Origin of the sequence: Promineifilum sp. (SeqCode), assembly GCF_041918635.1 — a bacterium.
In the GTDB taxonomy this organism is placed as follows: domain Bacteria; phylum Chloroflexota; class Anaerolineae; order Promineifilales; family Promineifilaceae; genus Promineifilum.
This window is the reverse complement of the sequence record NZ_JAYRVJ010000490.1, coordinates 1-19,571: the sequence shown is the minus strand read 5'-3', so window position 1 is coordinate 19,571 and position 19,571 is coordinate 1. Positions and strand designations below refer to the sequence as shown.

Genomic DNA, 19,571 nt, shown 5'->3' with positions numbered 1-19,571 from the left:
GACCGGGGCCTTCCTGCAGGCCGACCCGGCCGCTTTCGGCGAGGCGCTGGCCGGCGCGTTGGCGCGGCGCGGCTTCCGGGCGCGGCCGGAGTGGGTCGCGCCGTTCGTGGCCGCCGAGGCGGGCGCGTGGGCAGCGCTGGAGGCCGAGTGGCCGCGGGCCGGCTTTTCCGATGGCGCGGCCGTCAGCCGGCTGTTGGCTGCGCTGCCCGCCGACAGCACGCTCTTCGCCGGCAATAGCCTGCCGGTGCGCCACGTGGATACCTTTGACCGGCCGTCGCCACGACCGCTGACGTTCTTCGGCAACCGCGGGGCCAGCGGCATCGACGGCAACGTCTCGACGGCGCTGGGAGTGGCCGCGGCCGGCCGGCGCGTGGTGGCCCTGCTGGGCGACATCACCTTCTACCACGACATGAACGGCTTGCTGGCCGTGCGCCAGCACGGACTGGAGGACGTGACCTTTGTCGTCATCAACAACGACGGCGGCGGCATCTTCCGCCGGCTACCCATCGCCCGGCACGACCCGCCTTTCACCGACTTCTTCCTGACGCCGCATGGGCTGACCTTCGAGCACGCCGCGGCCATGTATGGCCTGCGCTATTACCGGGTGGAGGATGGCGCGGCGCTGGATGAGGCGCTGGCCGAGGCCCTGCGCGACGAGCGGACGGGGCCTTGTCTGATCGAAGTAATGACCGACGGCGCAGCCGACTATGAGCGGCAGCGCGCTATGGCGGCGGCTGTCGCCGCTTCTTTGCAGTCAACGGCTGCCGCGCCGGTCGAACGCGCCGAATAGCAATAAAAGGAGTAAATGAAGCATGACCGATTGGCAAACCGTCAAGGAATACAGCGACATCACCTATCACAAGGCGGACGGCATGGCCCGCATCGCCTTTAACCGGCCGGAGTCGCGCAACGCGTTCCGGCCGCTGACCATTGATGAGATGATCGACGCCTTCCGCCACGTGTGGATGGATCAGGAGGTCGGTGTCATCCTGCTGACCGGCAACGGCCCCGCCCAGGATGGCAAGTATGCCTTCTGCTCCGGCGGCGACCAGCGCGTGCGCGGCCACGCCGGCTACATCGGCGACGACGGCGTGGCCCGGCTGAACGTGCTGGAACTCCAGCGCATCATCCGCACCATGCCCAAGCCGGTCATCGCCCTCGTCCCTGGCTACGCCGTCGGCGGCGGCCACGTGCTGCACGTCATCTGCGACCTGACCATCGCCGCCGACAACGCCATCTTCGGCCAGACCGGCCCCAAGGTCGGCAGCTTTGACGGCGGCTTTGGGGCCAGCTACCTGGCGAGCATCGTCGGCCAGAAGAAGGCCCGCGAGATCTGGTATCTCTGCCGCCAGTACAACGCGGCCGAGGCGCTGGAGATGGGCCTCGTTAACAAAGTCGTGCCTATCGACCAGCTGGAGGCCGAGGGCGTCGCCTGGGCGCAGGAAATCCTGGCCAAGAGTCCCATCGCCATCCGCTTCCTGAAGGCGGGCTTCAACGCCGAGCTCGACGGGCAAACGGGCCTGCAGGTCTTCGCCGGCGACGCGACGATGCTCTACTACATGACGGAAGAAGGCAAAGAGGGCAAGGAAGCCTTTCTGGAGCGGCGCAAGCCGGAGTTCCAGAAGTACCCCTGGCGGCCCTGAGCCAATGGAAAGCGACCAAATGATGGGCTTCTGGCCGGTCACGACCGACTGGCTGCGGGCGCGGGCCGAGGCGTCGCCCGACGCGACGGCCCTGCGGATCGACGAGCGCGGCTGGCGCTTCAACGAGCTCGACGGGCTGGTGTCGCGTCTGTGCGGCCGGCTGCGGGCCGAGGGCGTCGTCGCCGGAACCCACGTGGGCATCCTGATGCCGAACTCGCTGGCCGCCGTCGCCCATATCTTCGCCCTGGTTCGGCTGGGGGCGGTGCTCGTTCCGCTCAACACACGACTGATGGCGGCCGAACTGGCCTGGCAGTTGGAGCGGGCCGATTGCGCCCTGCTCGTCTGCACGCCATCGCTGGAAGCGCGGGCGCGGGCAGCGGTTCGGGCGCGTCCTCTCCTCGTCGCGCCGGAGAAAGCGAAAGCGTTTGAGCCATGGCTGGGCGACCAGCCGCCGCTGCCGGGCAGTTCAGAGGCGGCCCTGTCGTTCGACGCGCATCAGGCCATTGTGTTTACATCGGGCACGACTGGCTACGCGAAAGGAGCCATCGTCACCTTCGCCAACCACTTCTGGAGCGCCGTGGGTTCTGCCTTTCGCCTGGGCGTGTCGCCCGACGACCGCTGGCTGGTCTGCCTGCCGCTCTACCACGTCGGTGGGTTGGCGATCCTGTTCCGCTCCTGCCTTTATGGGACGACCGTTGTATTGCACAACGGCTTTGACGTAGAAGCCGTGTGCCACAGTTTAGCGACAGAGGCGATCAGTCTAATCTCTCTGGTGCCGACGATGCTACAAAGGTTGTTACACGAAAAGCTGACCGCCGCGGACGCGCCACGGCTGCGGCTGGCGTTGTTGGGCGGCGCGGCCTTGCCGCCCGACCTGGCCGAGGCGGCCCAGCGGGCGGGCATTCCCGTGGCGACCAGCTACGGGCTGACCGAGGCGGCGTCGCAGGTGGCGACGCGGCTGCCATCGGAGAAGCCCGCCAAGCCGGGTAGCGTTGGCCGGCCGCTGCTGTTCACCCGCGTAGCTGTGGTGGACGACGACGATCGCGAGCTCCCGCCGGGTGAGGTGGGCGAGATGGTCGTTGCCGGGCCGACGGTGATGGCCGGCTATTATGGCGACCCCGAGACCACGGCGGCGGCGCTGCGTGGCGGCCGGTTGCATACCGGCGACCTGGGCTATCTGGATGGCGATGGCGACCTGTGGGTGCTCGACCGGCGCGGCGACCTGATCATCAGCGGCGGCGAGAACGTCTATCCGGCCGAGGTGGAGCGAGTGTTGCGCGAACATCCGGCGGTGGCGCTGGCCTGCGTTGTCGGCCTGCCCGACGCGGAGTGGGGTCAGCGTGTGGCCGCAGTAGTGACGCTTCATCGGCCGGGCCAGGCCACCGAGGAGGAGCTACTCGCCTTTACCCGCGAGCGGCTGGCCGGCTACAAGCAGCCGCGCCTGCTGGTTTTGGCCGATGATCTGCCGCAGACGAGTTCGGGCAAGATACAGCGCCGGACGGTGGCCGAACAACTGCTGGCCGGTCAGTCGGCGGCACAGGCGGAACGGGCATGAGCGATCACTACGAGATCGACGGCCTGCGCTATCACATTGTCCAGGCGGGGCGAGGCGAGCCACTCATCCTGCTCCACGGCTTCACCGGCAGCGCCGAGAGCTGGCGCGAACTGATGGGCGCGTTGGCTGACCGCTACCAAGTGCTCGCCGTCGATCTGCCCGGCCACGGCCGGAGCGACGCGCCGGAGGACGTTGGGCGCTATCGCATGGAACGAGTGGCGGCCGATCTGGCGGCGCTGCTGGGCATGTTGGGCGCAGCGCCGGCGCACTGGCTGGGCTACTCGATGGGCGGGCGGCTGGCGCTCTATATGGCCGTCGCCTACCCGGCGCTGGTTCGCTCGCTCATTCTGGAAAGCGCCTCGCCCGGTCTAGCCGCGGCGGAAGAACGCCAGAGTCGCGCGGCCCAGGATGAGGCGCTGGCGGCGCGGTTGGAAGCCGAAGGGATCGCGGCGTTCGTGTCGTTCTGGGAGCGGTTGCCGCTGTTCGCCAGCCAGGCGCGGCTGCCGGCGGCGGCGCGGGCCGGCCTGCGCGCGCAACGCCTGCGCAACGACGCCGTCGGGCTGGCTCGCAGCCTGCGCGGTATGGGCACGGGCATGCAGCCGCCGCTCTGGGATCGGCTGGGCGGGTTGGACTGCCCGGCGCTGCTGATCGCCGGCGCGCTGGACGAGAAGTTTGGGGACATCAACCGGCGCATGGCCGCGGCCATTCCCGGCGCAACGCTAGCTGTAGTGCCTGACACCGGGCATGCGGTGCATCTGGAGCGGCCGGGCGCGTTTGTCGAGTTGATCCGGCGCTTCCTGAGCGGCGCGCTAAAGGACGGCCGCCAGCCCGTACCCCAGGCTGAACAGGATGGCAAAAGCCAGCGCGGCCAGCGACATCTGCTTGAGCCACGGGTTGAGCGTGGGCAGGTCATCCGTGCGGCTGATAGCCAGCCCGTTGCGGATGAGCAGCGGCGCGACCAGCAGGTAGAGGAACTGCCAGGGCGAGGTGTAGTTCAGCCAGACGTAGACCGTGGCCGACAGCAAGGCCAGCCCCAACAGCAGCCAGTGGTAGACGCGGGCGTGCCGCAAGCCGAGGCGCACCGGGATGGAATACTTGCCAGCCACGCGGTCGGAGTCCAAGTCACGGATGTTGTTGACGTTGAGCACAGCCACGGCCAGCAGGCCGCACGCTGTGGCGGGCAGGAAGAGCGCGAGATCGAAGCGACCGGTCTGGACGAAGTAGCTGCCCAGGACGCCGACCCAGCCGAAGAAGATCAGCACGGCGATGTCGCCCAGGCCGGCGTAGCCGTAGGGCAGGCGACCGGCCGTGTAGGTGATGGCGGCGCCGATGGCCGCCCCGCCCAACAGGACGAAGAGTAGTGTGGATGAGAAGGCGTCGCGGCCGAAGGCGAACCACAGGAGCAGCAGTCCGGACAGGATGGTCAGGGCGGCGATCAAGACGATGGCGCGGCGCATGGCCGCCGGGGTGACCCGGCCGCTCTGCACGGCGCGCTTCGGCCCTTTGCGCTCGACGTGATCCGCGCCGTGGAGCGAATCGCCGTAGTCGTTGGCGAGGTTGGAGAGGATTTGCAGCAGGATAGCCGTCAGGACGCAGAACAGAGTCACCGTCCAGCGGAAAGAGCCGTAGGCCCAGGCAAGGCCCGTGCCCAGGATGATGCAGGCCAGGGCCAACGGTAGGGTACGCGGACGGGCGGCGCTCAGCCAAATCGAGAAGCGGTTGGGTGACAGGCCGGTTACAGACATAGCAGGGGAATTATCCGCAGATTTCTCAGATTGGGCAGTTTTTCAGAGTGGCTAAACAAATTAGAGTTCATCAGTCGGGGCTTCAATTGGCTGGGCAGGTTTATAGCAGGGAGCATAGGGAATAAGTAGTGAGATGATGGAGCATGAAATGATTCATAGTATCGAGTGGGTCGTGGGAGAGACGGCTGGCACGCGGCCGGTCGCCCTCGCGCCGGACGTGGCGGTCGGCGGGCGCGACGTGGTGATGATGGCCGGCCCCTGCTCAGTGGAGACGTATGAACAGACGCGGGCCGTGGCGGCCGAGGTGGCCCGGCTGGGCGGCCGGGTGCTGCGCGGCGGCGCGTACAAGCCGCGCACCTCCCCCTACGCCTTCCAGGGGTTGGGCCGGGAGGGATTGGAGATTCTGCGGGCCGTCGCCAACGAGTTCGACCTGCTCATCGTCACCGAAGCGCTGGGCGTGGAGCAGCTGCCGCTGGTGGCCGAGTTCGCCGACGTCATTCAGATCGGCAGCCGGAATATGCAGCACTACCCGTTGCTTTGGGCCGCGGGGGAGACGGAGAAGCCGGTGTTGCTGAAGCGCGGCTTTATGTCAACTATTGACGAGTGGTTGAAGGCCGCCGAGCACGTCGCCAGCCGGGGCAACGAGCGCATCATCCTGTGCGAGCGCGGCATCCGCACCTTCGAGACGGCCACACGCAATACGCTGGACGTAAACGCCATTGCCCTGATTAAGCAGACCACACCCTTCCCGATCATCGCCGATCCCAGCCACGGCACGGGCCGGGCCGATCTGGTCACGGCCGCGGCGCGGTCGGCCGTGGCGGCCGGAGCGGATGGGCTGCTGGTCGAGTTCCACCCCAACCCGGCTGAGGCGCTGTCGGACGGCGACCAGGCTCTGCCGCTGGCCGCCCTACCTCGCTTTCGCGCGGAGATAGAGCGCGTGGCCCGTGCGCTGGGCCGCGGAATTTGCTAAAACCAATCCCAGGCGTCGCGGATGGCGACGCCACGGAGTCACAGCAAGATGAAAGGGCAAATCGTCATGATCACCGGCGCCAACGCCGGCATCGGCAAACAGACAGCCTTGGAGTTGGCCCGCCTGGGGGCGACCATCGTGATGGTGGCGCGCAACCGGGAGCGCGGCGAGGCGGCGCGGGCGGAAGTGGCTGCCGCCAGTGGCAACGGCCAAGTTGACCTGTTGATCAGCGACCTGTCGTCGCAGGCGTCGATCCGCGCCATGGTCGAAGCGTTCCGGGCGCGCTACGATCGCTTGAATGTCCTGGTGAACAACGCCGGGGTCTACCTGACCCGGCGGGAAGAAACGGTGGACGGCTTGGAAATGACCTTCGCCACCAACCACCTCGGCTACTTTCTGCCGACGGTGCTCCTGTGGGACCTATTGGCAGCCGGCGCGCCGGCCCGTGTCATCAACGTCTCGTCGGACGCGCACCGGGGCGCGAAGCTCGACTTCGACGATCTGCAAAGTCGCCGCCGGTACTCCGGCTTTGGCGTCTATGGGCGGTCGAAGCTGGCCAACCTGCTCTTCACCTATGAACTGGATCGGCGGCGCGGGGCGGCTGACGTAACGGTCAACGCCCTCCACCCCGGCTTTGTCGCCAGCAACTTCGGCCGTGGCAACCGGGGCGTCGTCGGGCTGTTCATGACGCGCCTCGTACCCCTCTTCGCCCGTACCGTCGAACAGGGCGCGGCGACCTCGGTCTATCTGGCCGCGTCGCCGAAAGTTGCGGGGATCAGCGGCCGGTACTTCACCGATTGCCAGGCGGTGCAATCGTCGCCGGCAAGTTACGACCGGGCGGCGGCTGCGCAGCTATGGGCCGTCAGCGAGGCGCTGACCGGCGAGGCGACGCCGCACCTTGCTATTCCGGCCTGATGGCGGCAAAATGGAGGTGCGATTCACTTTCTGAAGTGCGTTGCATCTAATGACACCAAGCCCACAGCCCGGAGGAAACGCATGAAACTCACTGTTTTGTCGTTCGAGAATGGTCAGCCCATCCCGGCCGAGTTCGCTATGGGCGTCCCCAGCGGGGAAGCGGCGGCGTTCGGCCCCAACCGGAGTCCTCACCTGCAATGGACGGACGCGCCCGAAGGCGCCAAGTCATTCGCGCTGATCTGCCACGACGCCGACGCCCCCTCGGTGCGCGACGACGCCAACCAGCCCGACCGCACTGTGCCCCATGACCTGCCGCGGGCCGATTTCTACCACTGGGTGCTGGTAGACATCCCGGCCGACGTGAACGAACTGCCGGCCGGCTGTGACTGCGAGGGGGTGACGCCGCGCGGCAAGGAAGTCGGCCAGACGCCCTACGGCGTGCGCGGCATCAACAGCTACACCAGTTGGTTCGCCGGCGACGCCAATCTGGAGGGGGATTATGGCGGCTACGACGGCCCCTTCCCGCCCTGGAACGACGAGCGCGTCCACCGCTACTACTTCACGCTCTACGCGCTGGACGTGGAGACGCTGGGGCTGAGCGGCGCGTTCGATGGGGCTGATGCCTTGCTAGCCATGCAAGGCCACATTCTGGCCCAGGCCGATTGGATGGGCACGTACGCCATTTACCCGAAGGCGTCCCTGTAGGCCAGAGTCGCTGGCTCATCCGCTATGGGTCTAACCGTCACCCGCTACGGCGGCGCGGCCGAGTTCCTGGCCGCCGCCGAACCGTACTTGCTGGAGCGCGAGGCGCTGAACAGCCTGATGCTGGGCGTGGTGCGGGCGCAGCGGCGGCAGGCAACCCGCATGCGGAGCGGCCATCCCGCGGCCGGCCTGCGCCGCCTTCCGGCCGCCTACTTACTGGTCGCTGACGAGCGCGGGCCGCTCCTGGCGGGCATCACCTCCGGCCCGCGCAAGTTCATGCTGGGCTGGGATGGAGCAGCGGCGGATGAGGCCATCGCCGCGCTGGTGCAGCAGTTGTTGCCCACGCACCGCGGCCTGCCCTCGGTTTTCGGCCCGGCCGAATTGACGCGGCGTTTTGCCGAACAGTGGCGCGCGGCGACGAACTGCACCGTCGCGACGGGTATGCGCCAACGACTGTTCAAATTGGAGGAGGTCACCTTTCCGACGTGGCTGCCTGACGGACAACTGCGCGCGGCGACCGACGACGACAGCGAGTTGCTGGCCGAATGGGTTCTATCCTTCCAGTTGGAGGCCGTGCCCGACGACGCGGGCGATCGAGACTCGGCGCGGATCATCGTCGAGCAGTTGGTGCGCAACCGGGATTTGTTCGTGTGGGCAGTCGATTACGGGGCGCGGCCGGCGGCGATGGCAGCGCGGGCCAGGCCGACGGTACAGGGTGTGGCCGTCAATCTGGTCTACACGCCTCCCGAAGCGCGGCGACACGGCTACGCCACAGCCTGCGTCGCCTATTTGAGCCAACTGCTGCTGCAAAGCGGCTGGTCGTTCTGCACGCTGTTCACCGACCGGGGCAATGCCACAGCCAATCACATCTATGAGCGCCTGGGCTATGCGCCGATTGCCGACTTCGACGAATATCGCTTCACCCCGGCGCGATAGGGCTAAGAATTATGGAATCCACAGATTTCACAAATTACACAGATTTTTCTCTTCATCTGTGTAATCTGTGGATTCTTTCCAAAGGAGAGGTTGGTGGTCAGGGTTAAGATCTGCGGCATCACCACGCTGGAGGACGCGATAGTCGCCTTGAAGGCCGGGGCCGACTACCTGGGCTTCATCTTTTACCCGCCCAGCCCGCGCGGCATCACGCCCGACGCCGCCGAGCGCCTGACGGTCGAACTGCGCGTCCATCCGGAGACAGGCCCTCTGCTGGCGGGAAGTAACCGGCCGCTGCTGGTGGGCGTATTTGTCAATGAGCGCGCGGAGGCCGCGGCGGCGATCCTCGACCGCTGCCAGCTCGACCTGGCGCAATTGAGCGGTGACGAGACCCCGTCGCTCGTCGCCGATCCCGCCTCGCCGCTGTTCGGCCGCGCCTATAAAGCGCTGCGCCCACGCGCGCTGGATGAGGCCCGCCGCGACGCGGAGCGCCATGCCGCGCCGGCCAACCCGGCCAACACGCCGCGCCTGCTGCTGGACACACCGCACGGGCAGCTGTACGGCGGCTCGGGCGAGACGGGGGATTGGGCGGTCGGCGCGGCGCTGGCGGCCGGCATCCCCGGGCTGATGCTGGCCGGCGGGCTGACACCGGCCAACGTGGGCGAAGCGGTGCGCCGGGTGCGGCCGTTTGCCGTAGACGTGGCCAGCGGCGTGGAGGCCGCGCCGGGACGGAAGGATCACGCCCTGGTTCGGGCCTTCATCGCCAACGCCAAGGCGTAAGAAGAATCCACAGATTGCGCAGATAACACCGATTTTTATGTCAATAACAGAGCGTCCCTTCAAGACGTTGTCCAGTCGCATCGCCTGGTCGTGCCCGTGGTATCGGGTGCGGCAGGACGAGATTATCATGCCGGATGGCCGGCCGGGCATCTACAACACCATCGAGAAGTCGGACGCGGTGTGGATCGTACCGGTGACGACGGATGGGCGGCTGGCGATGGTGTACCAGTACCGCTACACCATCGACGAGTGGTGCTGGGAAGTGCCGGCCGGCAGCGTCAAGCCGGGCCAGTCGCCGGAGGAGGCGGCGCGCGAGGAGTTGCGCGAGGAGGTGGGCGGCGAGGCAGAGACGCTGACCTACGTGGGGCGCTACTATCTCGCCAACGGCATCTGCAACGAGGTCGGTCACATCTTCCTGGCGACGGGGGTGACCCTCGGCGCGGCCCACCACGAGCCGGCGGAGGTGATGCAGGTGCACCTGAAGCCGGTGGCCGAAGCGCTGGAGATGGCCCGCACGCACCAGATCAGCGACGGCCCTTCCGCCCTGGCCCTTCTCCTCTGCGCCGAGCAGTTACGAAGAGAATCCACAGATTTCACAGATCGCGCAGATTAAGAGGCTCACGCAAAGAACGCGAGGAGCGCCAAGAACGCAAAGTTTTCTGCTTTTGGCGTTCTTGGCGCTCTTCGCGCGCTTTGCGTGAGCCTCTTCAAAATCTGCGAAATCTGCGGATGATTTCTCTTATTCCAGGTGCGACTTGATCGCCTCGGCCACTTCGACGGGGATGCCGGGGACGGCGCTGATCTCCTCGACCGATGCTTCGCGCAGCGCCTCCAGCGAACCGAAGCGCTTCAGCAAGACCTGACGCCGCTTCGGCCCCACGCCGGGCACACTATCCAGGATGGAGGCGACGCCCACCTTGGCGCGGCGCTTGCGGTGGCCTTCGTTGGCGAAGCGGTGGGCCTCGTCGCGGACGCGCTGAACCAGATAGAGCGCCTCGGATCGGCGCGGCAGCCAGACGGATTGCGCCCGGCCGGGCTGAAACAGTTCTTCCTCCTGCTTAGCCAGCGCTGCCAGCGGGACTTCCCCTTCCAGTCCAAAAGCGCTCAGCACCTCCTGGCCCACGGCCAACTGCCCCTTACCGCCGTCGATGATGAGCAGGTCGGGCAGGATGGCCCAGGCCGTCGGCCGGTCGGAGCGCGCCTTGATCTGGCTGGGGTCGTGGAGTTCGCCGGCCAGCGTGTCGCGGTAGCGCTGGAAGCGGCGGGTCAGCACCTCGCGCATCGCGCCGTAGTCGTCGTTGAGCACGGTCTGCACATTGAAGCGCCGGTAGTCGCTCTTCTGTGGCGCGCCCTGGACGAAGACGACCATCGAGCCGACCGTCTGCTGTCCCTGGGTGTGGCTGATGTCGTAGCACTCGATGCGGCTGGGCGGCGCGGGCAGTTTCAGGGCGTCCTGCAACTCGCTGATGGCCAGGACGTGCTTCGACCGGTCGGCGGCCCACTGCTGCCGCAGGGTCGCCAGCGTATCGCGCGCGTTCTCGGTCGCCATCTCGACCAGCTCGCGCTTCTTGCCCCGCTTGGGCGTCTGGATGTTGACCTTGGTGTGGCCCTTGCGCCGCAGCCACTCCTCGATGATGCGCGACTCCTCGATCTCGTTGGGCAGCAGCACCTCGCGGGGGACGTGGGCGGCGTCCTCGTAGAACTGGGTCAGGAACTCCTGCAATACTTCGGGGTCGCTCTCTCCCTCGGTGTTGTCGAGCATGAAGTACTCACGGCCGATGAGCTTGCCGGAGCGGATGAAGAAGACCTGGACGCACGCCTCGCCGTTGTCGCGGGCGAAAGCGATCACGTCCTGGTCAACGTCTTCGGAGCCGATGACCTTCTGCCGGGCGGTAATGCGCTCGACCGCCTTGAGTTGGTCGCGGTAGTCGGCGGCTTTTTCAAACTGGAGGTCTTCGGCCGCGGCGGCCATCTTGCGCTCGATGTCGCGCACGATGTAGTCCGACTTACCGTCCAGGAAGTCCATCAGTTGCCGGATGGTGGCCCGGTACTGCTCCTGGTTGACCGCGCCGATGCAGGGCGCGTTGCAGAGTTTAATGTCGTAGTACAGGCAGGCGCGCTCATCCTGGCCGGTGATGACACGGTCGCAGGTCAGATAAGGGAAGACCTTGCGCAAGAGGTCGAGCGTCTGCTGGACGGCCCACACTGAGGTGTAGGGGCCGAAGTAGCGCGAGCCGTCGCGCACCATGCGCCGGGTGACGGTTACTTTGGGGAAGGGGTCGGCCCAATGCACCTTGATGTAGGGGTAGCGTTTGTCATCCTTCAGCCGGACGTTGTAGCGCGGCTGGTACTGCTTGATGAGCGTCATCTCCAGCAGCAGCGCTTCCAACTCCGAATCGGTGGTGATGACCTCGATGTCGGCGATCTGGCGGCGCAGACGGAGCGTCTTGATCGAGTCTACGTTGCTGTGGAAGTAAGAGCGGACGCGGTTGCGCAGGTTGATCGCCTTGCCAACGTAGAGGACGGTTCCCTCGGCGTCCTTGTGCAGGTAAACGCCGGGTTTCGTCGGCAAGGCGCCCAGCAACTCAGTGATTCGTTCGCTTGGCGTGAAACTCATGACGCAACATCCGGCCTCCCCATCCTCGTTCGAGGACAGAGTAGCCGATTATGATTTTAGCACATCTATTCGGATTTACCTGACGAGTAATACGTGCTGTTCGGCGTCTTCCAGAAGCGTCTGCACAATGTCGGCGGGAAGATTGCTGTCGGCCAGGCCGATGATCAACAGGCTGCCATGCTGCCGATTGACCAGTTCCACGATCAACTGGAGGTCATCGCCGGCGAGGTGCTGGAACTGGACGTGTTCGCCGGCCCGCGCCAGCGAGCGGGCGGCCGACTGGCGGCGGTCGAAGGCGGTCTCCTCATCCGGCCCCCAGACCAAGACCCGCAGGTCGCCCGAATCGCCGGTCAGGTCGGCGGCGGCCTCCAGGGCGCGCCGCCCGGCGTCCGAACCGTCATAGAGCACGACGACCGGCCCACCCTCCACGCCCGGCTTGACCAAGAGGACGGCCGACGCCGCCCTTTCGATGGCCGCGCGCGCCGTGGAACCCAGTCGGGCGCGCCGGGCCACCGAATGGCCCAGGCGACCCAGGGCCAGCACGTCGGCCTCCAGCGCCGCGGCCAGCAGTTCGCTGGCAACCGGCCCGCGCACGACGCCAAAGGTGCTGGCGACGTGGTGCTGCTCGGCCAGTTCCTCCAACTCGCGCCGCACGACGGCCGCGCGGGCGCGCAATCGGCGCTGGATGTCCTCGAGCCCCATCTGGCGCACGGTGGCTTCCGGGAAGCGAACCTCGCGGGCGAAGGGCAGTTCAGCCAGATGGAACAGGTCGATGTCCTCCACAAAGAGGCCTTTGACCTCCGAGTGGAGCCGCGCCGCCAGGTCGATGGCCGTGCTCAGCGCCTCGCGGCTGTGGGTGGAGGCGTCGAGGGCGATCAGGATACGCCGGATGGGGGAGCCTAAACGCGCCTCATCGCCCGTTGTCTCAAGCTCCGCCATCACCGGTCTTCTCCGCTTTGCCCTTCTTTTTCTTCTTCTTGTCGTTCTTGTCGTTGGGCGGGCTGGCCGCTTCGCGCTGCTTCTCGGCCAGGGCGATCAGGCGGGCGACGACACGACCGTTGATAGTGTCAGGGGGATAGTTGCCGGCGGCGTCCGGCTCGCCCGCCGGAATGCCGGTTAGCAGGGCGATACCCTCGTCCACCGTCTGCACGGGGTAGATGTGGAAGTGGCCGGCGCGGGCAGCCTCCACCACGTCGTCGCGCAACATGAGGTTGTCCACGTTGGCGGCGGGGATGATCACGCCCTGCTCACCGGTCAGCCCGCGCGCCCGGCACACGTCAAAGAAACCCTCGATCTTCTCGTTGACGCCACCGATGGTCTGAATCTGGCCGCGCTGATTGACCGAACCGGTGACGGCCAGCGATTGTTTGATGGGTGTGTTGGCAAGCGCCGAGAGCAGGGCGTAAAGTTCGGCTGACGAGGCGCTGTCCCCCTCCACACCGCCGTAGGACTGCTCGAAGACGAGCGTGGCCGCCAGGGAGAGCGGCCGCTCGGCGGCGTAGCGCTGGCCCAGGAAGCCGGAGAGAATGAGCACGCCCTTGGAGTGAATGGGGCCGGCCATCTCGACCTGGCGCTCGATGTCGATCACTTCGCCGTTGCCCAGCCGAACGCTGGCCGTGATGCGGCTGGGGCGGCCGAAGCTGTGGTTGCCCATCAGGTAGACGGACAGCCCGTTGACCTGGCCGATCACCGCGCCGTCGGTGTCGATCAGCACCCGGTCGCGCTGGATCGACTCCTGGACCCGCTCCTGCACGCGCCCGGCGCGGTAGATCTGCTCGTTGAGCGCCCGCCGCACGTCGTCGTTCTCCACCACCTCGCGCCCCGCCTGGCGGGCCCAGAAGTCGGACTCGCGCAACAGGTCAGTGACGCTCTGCATATGGGTGGACAACTTGGTGGCGTCCTCGACCAGGCGGGAGCCGTACTCGATGACGCGGGCCACAGCGGCGCGGTCGAACGGGCGCAGCCCCTCTTTGCGCCCCACCTCGGCGATGACGCGGGCGTAGGCCAGCGCGTTGTCGTCGTTCCGTTCCATCTCGTCCTCAAAGTCGGCCGAGACCTTGAAAAGCTCGTTGAACTCGGGGTCGGAATTGCTGAGCAGGTAGTAGAGTAGCCGCTCGCCGATCAGCACGACCTTGACCTGAAGCGGGATTGGTTCCGGCTCTAGCGAGACGGTGCTGATCATACTGTAGACCTGGCCGAGCGACTCGATGACGATCTCGCCCTGGCGCAGGGCGCGCTTCAGCCCATCCCAGGCGAAAGGCTCCATCAACAACTTTAACGCCTCGATGACGAGATAGCCGCCGTTTGCCTCGTGCAGCGCGCCGGGCTTGATGAGCGTGAAGTCGGTGACCAGCGCGCCCATCTGGGCCACGTGCTCGACCCGTCCGACGAGGTTCTGGTAGCGCGGCTGATCGAGGAAGACGACGGGCGCGCCCTGGGCGTGACTGTTGTCGATGGCGACGTTGACCTCGTAGCGCGAGGGAGACGCCTTGCGTTCGGCCGAGGCGATGCCCAGCGCCGCGCCTAACAGTTGCCGACCGGTCGATTCTTCGTCTTGCAAGAAGACCTCGAAGTTATCGATGATGTCCTTCTGCACGGCGTCCAGATGGCGGCTGACGGCTTCGAGCTCGGCGTACTTCTGGCGCAACTCATCCAGCAGTGGGGTGATACTGAAGCCGGCCACCCGCTCGTTCAACTCGCGCAGGCGGTTCTGCATCTCACGCTGAAGTTGTGGCATCTGCTGCATGATGTGCTGCAGCGACTCTTGCAGGCGCGTGACCTCGGTCTCGATCTGTTTCTGCGCCTCCTGCTCCAGGCGCATGAACTCGTCGGGGCTAATGACCTCGCCGCCCTCTTTGAGCGGCGCAAAGGCGAAGCCGCCGGGCGTCTGGATGAGGGCGATGTTTTGCGCTTTGGCCTCTTCGCGCAGCTTGTCCAGCGCTTCCATCTGGAGGCCGCGCAACTCCTCTTCCAGGGCGCGCTTCTGTGACTGGTACTCCTCGCCGGCGAACGCGCCGGGCAGGACGGACGCCAACTCCTCGACCAGATGCTTCATGTCGTCGCGGAAGGCGATGGCCCGGCCGGGCGGCAGGCGCAATGCCCACGGCTTGTAGGGCTGGTCGAAGTTATACACGTAGCACCAGTCGTCGGGGACAGGTTCGGTCGCGGCGCGCTGTTGCAGGAAGCGGTGTACGGTTGTCTGGCGTCCCGTGCCGTTGGGGCCGAGGGCAAAGAGGTTGTAACCCTGGTGGGACATGCCGATGCCAAAACGGATGGCGTCGACGGCGCGTTGCTGGCCAATGATCTCCAGTCCGTCATGCAGTTCGGCTGTCGTCTGGAACGGCAGATGGGTGGGATCGAAGGCGCGGTAGAGTTGGTCGGTGGTGAGGGGCTGCGGTAAGTCCATCTAGTCTCGGGCGCTGCGAAGGATGAGTGTGGCGCAATTCGCGCCGCGCAATACTTTTTCGGCCACGCTGCCGTGGAGCCAACGGCCGATGCCCGACCGGCCGTGGCTGGACATGACGATCAAGTCCACGTGGTGGGCGTCGGCATAAGAGACAATGGTATCGGCCACATCGCCATCGGCCGTTTGTACGTCGAAAAAGAGACGGCGGTTGTCATGCGCGCTGTAGATGCGCTGCAAATACGCCTCGGCGTCGGCCCGTTCCTGCGCGGCGATGGCGTCCATGGCCGCCTCGGCGCGCTCGCCGCCGGGCGTCATCGATTCCGGCAGCGTCTCGCGGGCAGGCACAACGCGCAGGAGCTGCACGTCCGACTCCAGCGCCCGAGCCAGGGCCAGGGCCGGTTCCAGCGCCCGTTCAGCCAGGGGCGAGCCGTCCAGCGTCACGAGCATCCGCCGGTTTTGGAACATAGCGACGGCCACGTGAGCGCGAATGATGGCCGTGGCGCAGGGCGCGTGATGCAACACTTTCTCAGCGACACTGCCATAGACCCAGCGGCGGCTGCCGGTGCGACCGTGGCTGGACATGACGATCAGGTCGACGCCGTTCTCCTCAGCGTACTGGACGATGGCGTCGGCCGGAGAGCCAGGGACAGCCCGCGTGACGACCGTGGCCCCACTGGCCGGCAGGGAAGCGGCGACACGATTCAGATAAGCCTGCGCTTCGTCAATGCCCATGCGCGCCATCTCGTCGTAGAGCATGGGATCGGCCGCCACCAGCGCCGCGGGCGACACGGCGCGAAACAGCACGAGGCGCGCCGGCTGGTCGGCGCGCCGACCGGCCGCGTCCGCCATGCGACACGCGGGGGCCAGAGCGTTCTCCGCCAGTTCGGAACCATCTAGAGGAACCAGGATGTGGTGAAACGGTGTCATGAGCCAACCTCCGCGGAGGGCTAATCCAGTTGGTCGATCATCTCCGGCTGTTGCGTGGCAAAGTAATTCAGGAAGTCAGTCACCGTAATGATACCCACCAGTGTGTCGTTGTCGACCACCGGCAGCGCGCCAAACTTGTAGATGCTGAGCATGTTCGCAGCCTGATAGGCCGGCGTCTCCGGCGTAACCGTCATGGGGTCGGGCGTCATGCAACTCTCAGCGGTCATCTTGTCGAGAATCTCCTCATCCTGCCAGCGCCCATGCATTACCAGCGGCGAGTTCATGACAAGGCGAACGTCGCGATCGGTGATGATGCCCACCAATCGGCCATTGTTCAGCACAGGAAACTGGCGGCACGACTGCGATTTCATCAACTCGATGACCCGTCGCAATGTCGTCTGTGGCGTCACAGTGTTGGGGATGACGGTCATGAGGTCGTTTACAGTCAGCATAGTCAACTCCTTGCATGGCAATCGCTGGCCGATTGCCGGGCTCCCACTGCTACTAGTGTAAAGGATTTGGGCAACGCCGTATTGTGGCGAATGTCACCTTTGTGGGATGACATTCATCGGGATTTGCGCCGGGCCGTCCAAGGGCCTCGCTTCAGGGTGGATGAGAAGGGTTGCCGCTTGGAAGGGGCAGCGATACACTCACCAAACCTCTGCAATCATCATTAACGAAAGGAGACTCATGGCCAAGACACCACCGCAACGTCGCAAGAAACAAACCCGCGAGACAAATTGGGTCGTCATCGGCGGTCTAATCGCCCTGGGTGTCGTGACTTTCGGGGCGCTGCTCTATCTGGCGCTGCGTGGGTCGCAGTCGCAACCCGAGGCAGTGCTCGCGCTGGCGGACTATTGCGATCAGAACCCGGATAACTGCGCCGCCACCGGCGACGAGAGTGCGCCAGTCACGATGGTCGAAGTATCGGACTTCGGCTGCTCCCACTGCACCAACTTCCACAACAACACGGCCGAGCAACTGCACGCGGACTTCGTCGAGCCGGGTACGATGCGTTGGGTCGCCCTGCCCTATGCGCTGAACACCGTAACCGTTCCCGCCGCGGCCGCGGCGATGTGCGCCGCGGAGCAGGACGAGGAACAGTACTTCACGTTCGCGAATGCCATGTTCGGTATCGAAGATACCAATGTGCGCCTGTCGCCGGCCGGCTACCAGCAGGCGGCGGAGAGCATCGGCCTGGACATGGATGCGTTCAACAGTTGCATGGATGATGGGCGCAATCTCAGCCTGGTCAATGCCAACCGGGAAGCGGCGCGCAACGTGGGGGTGTCCGGCACGCCGACCTTCTTCCTGAATGACGAGGAACTCGGCGGGGCGCAACCGCTAGAGGTCTTCGCGCAGACCATCAATAACCTCTTGGCGTCCGATTAATGGGACAAGTGTGACGTGAACGTCGATAAATGGCAGGTCCGGCTCATCCAACTGCTGGCCGTGCCGGGCCTGCTCGTAGCATTCTACCTCCTGCTCTACCACAACGGCGCGCTGGTCGCTGCCTGCACCGCCAATGGCTGGGAAGATTGCGGTCTGGTCAGCGGCCCCGACGCGCCCTACTCCGCCATCGGGCCTATCCCGGTTGCCTTGATTGGGCTGGTCGGTTACGCGACCATCTTCCTGCTGACGTGGCTGCCGGACTGGCTGCCGGCGCTGCGGCGCTACCTGCCAGAGTTGCTGGTCGGCGTGACGGGGATGGCGCTGGTCTTCACAATCGGTCTGACGGCGCTGGAGATTTTCGTCATCCACGCCGTCTGTCGTTACTGCCTGGTGTCGGCGGCCATCATCCTGCTGATGTTCATCCTGGCCGTACTGTACCTGCGCAATGCCAACCGCGCCGAGGATGCGCCTGACGAAGGGGGGACACATGAGGCTCGAACTCGTAAGAGACTGGATGTCGCGTGAGGTGCTGTCCGTCGCGCCCGATATGAGCGTCCTGGAAGCGGGTCAACTGATGGTCGAACGCGCCATCCGGCGCTTGCCCGTTGTGGAAGAGGGGCAGTTGGTCGGCATCGTGACCCACGGCGACGTGCGCGGGGCGCGCTCCGCTTCGGCGTCCGGCCTCGACATCTGGGAGCTTAGCTATCGGCTCTCCCGACTGACTGTGCGGGAGATAATGACTCCCAATCCGGTGACTATCTCGCCTGACGACACCATCGGCCTGGCCGCTCAATTGATGCTCAAATACATGATCGGCGGCCTGCCCGTTGTTGACGCCCAGGATCGTTTGGTGGGCATCATCACCGAATCCGACATTTTCCGGCTGGTCGTGCGCGACTGGATGCACGCGCAGAACGAACCAACTGAACCGTTCGCCCATTACGAGTGAGAGAAAGCCCTGTGTTCAGACATATCCTGGTTCCCCTCGACGGTTCCGGCTTTGCCGAGGCGGCGCTGCCCTACGCGCTAGAGCTGGCCGCCCAATTCGACAGCGAAATCACCCTATTGCGCATCATCGCGCCGCCGCGAACGGGCGACAACGCCCTGTCGCCAGAGTCGGCCGACTTCATGATCCGGATGCGCGACGGCCTCTACAAAGAGGCTATCGATTATTTGCAGCTGCACAAAGGCTCGCTGCGCCAGCAGAACTTCAAGGCCCATTACCAGGTGGTCGAATCGGAGGATATCGCGGCGGAGATCATCAGCGCGGTGCGGGGGTGCGGCGCGGATACGGTAGTGATGTGCACCCACGGGCGCGGCGGGCTGAGCCGGTTTCTGTTTGGCAGCGTGGCGACGCGGGTGCTGCAATCGGCCGAGGTGCCGGTGCTGGTCGTGCGGCCCAAGGGGGAGCGGGCCGGCATTGCGCCCGGCAGCGCCGGCGCGGCCCAGCAGTCCTAGTTCTGGTGGGCGACGGCTTCTATCTCCTGGATCAGGCGATAGGAATCGATGTATTTGAGCAGGTAGCTCTGCACGCCGGCCTGTTGCAGGAGCAACCGCTCGCCCTCGTCGGCGTAGGGAGTCAGGACGATGACAGCCGCCGGGCAGCGCACCATCTGCTGCACGATGTCCAGGGTGTCAAACAGTTCCTCGTCGGAGCCGCTCTGCAACCCCAGCAGGATCACGTCCGGGGCGTTGGCGCAATCGCCAGAGGCTTCGGCGCGGAGGTAGGGCAGCGCCGCGGCCGGCTCATGCACGGCGGCGATCACGTCGAGGTCGGGCGTGGCGGCAAGTCGTTTGCGCAAGGCGCGGCGCACGGCCGAGTGTTTCTCGACAATGAGGATCCTGATCTTCTTCGCGCCGTCCGCGCCCATTGATTTGCCCATCTCTATAGGTGTCTGCAACATAGTCAGCACCTTTCGCAACCCGCTCGCGGCCCGGCACAGCCCAATAAGGACACGCGCCAAGTCGACGATCACACAACAT

At 65.8% G+C, this 19,571-nt stretch carries 19 protein-coding genes and 2 pseudogenes; 14 read left to right on the top strand and 7 right to left on the bottom strand.

Annotation, left to right across the window (positions count from 1 at the left end; translation table 11 throughout):
- The 4 genes and pseudogenes from ACE3UY_RS14960 to menH form a co-directional block, all read left to right on the top strand.
- On the top strand, positions 1-790 hold a 790-nt coding region (locus ACE3UY_RS14960), incomplete at its 5' end, for a thiamine pyrophosphate-dependent enzyme (protein ID WP_374688303.1).
- A 22-nt stretch (positions 791-812) separates the two neighbouring features.
- Positions 813-1,643, top strand: a complete 831-nt coding sequence (gene menB / locus ACE3UY_RS14955; RefSeq protein ID WP_374688302.1) for a 1,4-dihydroxy-2-naphthoyl-CoA synthase — start codon at positions 813-815, stop codon at positions 1,641-1,643.
- A gap of 4 nt (positions 1,644-1,647) precedes the next feature.
- The gene (gene menE, locus ACE3UY_RS14950; RefSeq protein ID WP_374688301.1) at positions 1,648-3,198 is read left to right on the top strand and encodes an o-succinylbenzoate--CoA ligase; all 1,551 of its coding nucleotides are present in this window, start codon (positions 1,648-1,650) and stop codon (positions 3,196-3,198) included.
- A pseudogene (menH, locus tag ACE3UY_RS14945) lies at positions 3,195-3,938 on the top strand (2-succinyl-6-hydroxy-2,4-cyclohexadiene-1-carboxylate synthase); the annotation flags it as partial. The gene menE and the pseudogene menH, both read left to right, overlap by 4 nt.
- A 69-nt stretch (positions 3,939-4,007) precedes the next feature.
- Here menH and ACE3UY_RS14940 read toward each other — a convergent pair.
- Complete coding sequence (locus tag ACE3UY_RS14940) at positions 4,008-4,943, bottom strand: 1,4-dihydroxy-2-naphthoate polyprenyltransferase (protein WP_374688300.1); 936 nt, start codon at positions 4,941-4,943, stop codon at positions 4,008-4,010.
- Between the two features lie 148 nt (positions 4,944-5,091).
- Here ACE3UY_RS14940 and aroF point away from each other — a divergent pair, with 148 nt between their 5' ends.
- From aroF to ACE3UY_RS14910, 6 genes are all read left to right on the top strand, one after another.
- Complete coding sequence (gene aroF, locus ACE3UY_RS14935; protein WP_374688299.1) at positions 5,092-5,916, top strand: 3-deoxy-7-phosphoheptulonate synthase; 825 nt, start codon at positions 5,092-5,094, stop codon at positions 5,914-5,916.
- 48 nt (positions 5,917-5,964) lie between these two features.
- Complete coding sequence (locus ACE3UY_RS14930) at positions 5,965-6,831, top strand: SDR family oxidoreductase (protein WP_374688298.1); 867 nt, start codon at positions 5,965-5,967, stop codon at positions 6,829-6,831.
- A gap of 81 nt (positions 6,832-6,912) precedes the next feature.
- The gene (locus ACE3UY_RS14925) at positions 6,913-7,536 is read left to right on the top strand and encodes a YbhB/YbcL family Raf kinase inhibitor-like protein (RefSeq protein WP_374688297.1); all 624 of its coding nucleotides are present in this window, start codon (positions 6,913-6,915) and stop codon (positions 7,534-7,536) included.
- 24 nt (positions 7,537-7,560) lie between these two features.
- Positions 7,561-8,469 carry a GNAT family N-acetyltransferase gene (locus ACE3UY_RS14920; RefSeq protein WP_374688296.1) on the top strand — a complete coding sequence of 303 codons (909 nt, stop codon included), beginning with the start codon at positions 7,561-7,563 and terminating at the stop codon, positions 8,467-8,469.
- A 93-nt stretch (positions 8,470-8,562) separates the two neighbouring features.
- Complete coding sequence (locus ACE3UY_RS14915; protein WP_374688295.1) at positions 8,563-9,246, top strand: N-(5'-phosphoribosyl)anthranilate isomerase; 684 nt, start codon at positions 8,563-8,565, stop codon at positions 9,244-9,246.
- A gap of 37 nt (positions 9,247-9,283) precedes the next feature.
- Complete coding sequence (locus ACE3UY_RS14910; RefSeq protein WP_374688294.1) at positions 9,284-9,859, top strand: NUDIX domain-containing protein; 576 nt, start codon at positions 9,284-9,286, stop codon at positions 9,857-9,859.
- A 126-nt stretch (positions 9,860-9,985) separates the two neighbouring features.
- Here the strand turns inward: ACE3UY_RS14910 and uvrC are convergent, their stop codons facing one another.
- The 5 genes from uvrC to ACE3UY_RS14885 all read right to left on the bottom strand — a co-directional run bounded on the left by uvrC (position 9,986) and on the right by ACE3UY_RS14885 (position 16,648).
- Entirely contained in the window at positions 9,986-11,863 is a 1,878-nt protein-coding gene (gene uvrC / locus ACE3UY_RS14905) for an excinuclease ABC subunit UvrC (protein WP_374688293.1), read from the bottom strand.
- Between the two features lie 75 nt (positions 11,864-11,938).
- Positions 11,939-12,802, bottom strand: coding sequence for a universal stress protein (locus ACE3UY_RS14900; RefSeq protein WP_374688292.1), 864 nt, complete (start codon positions 12,800-12,802; stop codon positions 11,939-11,941).
- Complete coding sequence (locus ACE3UY_RS14895; RefSeq protein ID WP_374688291.1) at positions 12,789-15,269, bottom strand: Lon protease family protein; 2,481 nt, start codon at positions 15,267-15,269, stop codon at positions 12,789-12,791. Before ACE3UY_RS14895 ends, ACE3UY_RS14900 begins: the two co-directional genes overlap by 14 nt.
- On the bottom strand, positions 15,270-16,196 hold the full coding sequence (locus ACE3UY_RS14890) for a universal stress protein (RefSeq protein WP_374688290.1): 927 nt from the start codon (positions 16,194-16,196) through the stop codon (positions 15,270-15,272).
- Between the two features lie 20 nt (positions 16,197-16,216).
- On the bottom strand, positions 16,217-16,648 hold the full coding sequence (locus tag ACE3UY_RS14885; RefSeq protein ID WP_374688289.1) for a CBS domain-containing protein: 432 nt from the start codon (positions 16,646-16,648) through the stop codon (positions 16,217-16,219).
- Positions 16,649-16,886: 238 nt separating this feature from the next.
- On the opposite strand from ACE3UY_RS14885, the gene ACE3UY_RS14880 reads away from it, so the two are divergent.
- From ACE3UY_RS14880 to ACE3UY_RS14865, 4 genes are read left to right on the top strand one after another with little or no spacing between them, the layout of a single operon-like run.
- Positions 16,887-17,588 carry a DsbA family protein gene (locus ACE3UY_RS14880; protein ID WP_374688288.1) on the top strand — a complete coding sequence of 234 codons (702 nt, stop codon included), beginning with the start codon at positions 16,887-16,889 and terminating at the stop codon, positions 17,586-17,588.
- Positions 17,589-17,603: 15 nt separating this feature from the next.
- A complete protein-coding gene (locus tag ACE3UY_RS14875; RefSeq protein ID WP_374688287.1) occupies positions 17,604-18,113 on the top strand; it encodes a vitamin K epoxide reductase family protein in 510 nt (169 codons plus the stop codon).
- A complete protein-coding gene (locus ACE3UY_RS14870; RefSeq protein ID WP_374688286.1) occupies positions 18,103-18,537 on the top strand; it encodes a CBS domain-containing protein in 435 nt (144 codons plus the stop codon). Before ACE3UY_RS14875 ends, ACE3UY_RS14870 begins: the two co-directional genes overlap by 11 nt.
- Before the next feature lie 11 nt (positions 18,538-18,548).
- Positions 18,549-19,046, top strand: coding sequence for a universal stress protein (locus tag ACE3UY_RS14865; protein ID WP_374688285.1), 498 nt, complete (start codon positions 18,549-18,551; stop codon positions 19,044-19,046).
- Here the strand turns inward: ACE3UY_RS14865 and ACE3UY_RS14860 are convergent.
- A pseudogene (locus tag ACE3UY_RS14860) lies at positions 19,043-19,571 on the bottom strand (hypothetical protein); the annotation flags it as partial. The gene ACE3UY_RS14865 and the pseudogene ACE3UY_RS14860 overlap by 4 nt on opposite strands.